The sequence below is a fragment of the Streptomyces sp. NPDC020681 genome (assembly GCF_044334895.1).
Lineage (GTDB): Bacteria > Actinomycetota > Actinomycetes > Streptomycetales > Streptomycetaceae > Streptomyces.
Map to the genome: position 1 here is coordinate 1 of NZ_JBIRTX010000068.1, position 1,912 is coordinate 1,912.

The following is a 1,912-nucleotide window of genomic DNA, read 5'->3' on the forward strand; positions in this document are numbered from 1 at the left end:
CCCGGACTGATTGTTGGTACGGGGCAGAGTTTCAAGCCTGTCGTCGCGAGGCTGAGGAGCGCCAGCAGCAGACTCTGGCTTCATGCCGGAAAGCAGATGGGGTGGATGGCTCCCGCTCCCGGCGCTGCGGCGCCACAGTGGTGCTGTCACGCAGCACCAGCTTGGAGCGACCACGATGGAGATCACGACTGTCGGCATCGACTTGGCCAAGAATGTCTTCCAGGTGCACGCTATCAGCGGAACAGGAGAGGTCCTCGCCCGACGAGCGCTGAGGCGAGCTCAGGTCATACCCTTCTTCCGCAAGCTTGCGCCCTGCCTGGTCGGCATGGAGGCCTGCGGCACAAGCCATCACTGGGCGCGCGAGCTGACCGCTCTGGGTCATACTGTGCGATTGATGCCGCCGGCCTACGTCAAGCCATACGTGAAGCGGGGCAAGACCGACGCCGCTGATGCGGAGGCGACCTGCGAGGCGGTCACGCGCCCGACCATGCGCTTCGTCCCGATCAAGTCGGTCGAGCAGCAGGCCGCGCTGGCCCTTCATCGGACCCGCGACCTCCTCGTTCGTCAGCGTACGCAACTCATCAACATGATCCGTGGGCTCCTGGCCGAGTTCGGCATCGATATCCCGAAGGGCATCACCCACGCCCTGGCCTTCGTGCGACGCGCTGTGGCCGGCGGGGCGCACGAGGTTCCCGATCTCGCCGCCAAGGTGATCGGCGCCCTGGCCGAGCAAGCGATCGAGGCTCAGGACCGCATCCGCCAGCTCGAACGAGACTTGCTGGCCTGGTACCGATCGAACGATCTCGCGCGGCGCATTGCCACCGTGCCCGGCGTGGGCCTGCTCGGAGCGAGCGCGTTGGCGGCCACCGTCACGGACCCGACCCAATTCCGCTCCGGGCGCCAGTTCGCGGCCTGGCTGGGACTGACGCCGCTCAACAACTCCAGCGGCGGCAAGGAGCGCCTCGGTCGCATCTCCAAAATGGGCGATCAATATCTGAGGCGCCTTCTGGTCACTGGCATGACGTCGCTCGTCAGACGCAACAAGTATCACCCCGATGCAGCGGATCCTCGTGTAAACGCGCTGCTCGCCCGCAAGCCGATCCGGCTCGTCACCGTCGCCCTGGCGAACCGGGCAGCACGGGCGATCTGGGCCATCATGGTTCGAGGCGAGATTTACCGCATGCCGGTGCTCGGCTCGGCCGCAGCCTGAGAATCAGAATCAGCCGTCCAATCAGCGCGCGACCCGCGCGAAGGAGGTTGCGAGGACCATGTGAGATGATGGCGCACCGGTCAGACTGGGGATGAGGACAACCCGCCGAATGTCGAGGGCGTCAAAGCCCGCAAAGCAGAATGGGACCTTATCCGCGGAAACCATCAGGGCCAGCGGTCGATGACCGCGCGAACAGGCCGGACACAAGACTGCACCCGACCAGCACGCCAGACCGTCACAGACCCCCTTGCAACGCGGGAGCCATCCACACAAGACATTGACCGTGCTGGGCAACTTTGACACACGGCGACCGCCAGACGGCCGTCTACTAACTCGGTAGCCGACGCATTCTTGTCCGAACTGAAATGCTTAGACGGTGCTTAAGTTTCACCCGCGCCTGAACTGTCGCGCCAGCGTCTCGCTTGCCTTCACGAGCATCGCGGCGTCGACGCCCACGGCGGTAAACAATGTGCCCAGTTCGATGCATCGCGCAGCGAAGTCGTTGTCAGGCGTCAGGATGCCAGCAGGCTTGCCGCAGGCTTTGATCCGGCCGATCGCGTCTTCGATCAACGCCTTGACCCTGGCATGGCCAGGCTCGCCAACATGGCCAAGGCTGGCTGCCAGATCGGCCGGGCCGATGAAGACGCCGTCGACGCCATCGATGGCGGCGATCGCCTCCAGATTGTGGAGCGCTTCCTGTGT

2 protein-coding genes are annotated in these 1,912 nt (G+C 64.7%); one reads left to right on the forward strand and one right to left on the reverse strand.

Annotation, left to right across the window (positions count from 1 at the left end; genetic code table 11):
- The first annotated feature begins 175 nt into the window (after window positions 1-175).
- Window positions 176-1,210, forward strand: a complete 1,035-nt coding sequence (locus ACH4YL_RS40690) for an IS110 family transposase (RefSeq protein WP_398512582.1) — start codon at window positions 176-178, stop codon at window positions 1,208-1,210.
- Window positions 1,211-1,597: 387 nt separating this feature from the next.
- Here the strand turns inward: ACH4YL_RS40690 and ACH4YL_RS40695 are convergent.
- Window positions 1,598-1,912 (reverse strand): aldolase/citrate lyase family protein (locus ACH4YL_RS40695; protein WP_398512583.1); only part of this gene is annotated, 315 nt, incomplete at its 5' end.